Below are 591 nucleotides of genomic sequence, written 5' to 3' on the forward strand. Positions count from 1 at the left end.
CCTTCGCCCTGTCCCGCCTGTCCACCCAGGACCTCCAACACACCGTCACCGGCGTGTTCCGCAACACCGCACGCACCACCTACGACGACGCCGCACGCGCACAGGTCGACCAGGCGAAGGCCGCGAAGCCCGCCGACCTCGGCGCGCTGCTGCACGGCAAGGACACGTGGACCGTGGTCGGCTGACGCCCGACAGGTCCCGCCGAACAACGGAGGACCCCTGTTCCGCCTCCCGGAACAGGGGTCCTCTCGCTTTCCCTCCCCGGGGAAGTCGTTACGGCGCTTGGCGGAAGCCCGCCTTCTCCGCGTCCGCCGTGGTGCGGAACCACACGTCCGCGCGGGTCTCGCGGAAGTTCGCCGACTCGTTGGTGAAGTAGCGGCGGCCGGTCAAGGTCGCCTTGACCTGGAACTCCGGCGCGGGCGCCTTGCCGTCGGACTTCGGCAGCACCGAGCCGGGGCCGAACGGCGAGCGCGGGTTGAAGCCCTCCTGCTGGCCCTGGTAGCGGGTCGTGCCGGGGGCGGGCCTGCCGCCGGTGCTCGGGCTGAACCCGACCGGGCGCGGGCGCACCGGACGCGCCGCCGCCGGCGGCGG

At 73.4% G+C, this 591-nt stretch carries 1 protein-coding gene and 1 pseudogene; one reads left to right on the plus strand and one right to left on the minus strand.

Features of this window, described 5'->3' with window-relative positions:
- Nucleotides 1-185: pseudogene (locus ACFQ3T_RS36975) on the plus strand (2-oxoacid:ferredoxin oxidoreductase subunit beta); the annotation flags it as partial.
- An 88-nt stretch (nucleotides 186-273) separates the two neighbouring features.
- On the opposite strand, the gene ACFQ3T_RS36980 reads toward ACFQ3T_RS36975, so the two are convergent.
- On the minus strand, nucleotides 274-591 hold a 318-nt coding region (locus tag ACFQ3T_RS36980; RefSeq protein ID WP_452603498.1), incomplete at its 5' end, for a sunset domain-containing protein.

The organism is Saccharothrix hoggarensis (genome assembly GCF_042678885.1).
GTDB lineage: Bacteria > Actinomycetota > Actinomycetes > Mycobacteriales > Pseudonocardiaceae > Actinosynnema > Actinosynnema hoggarensis.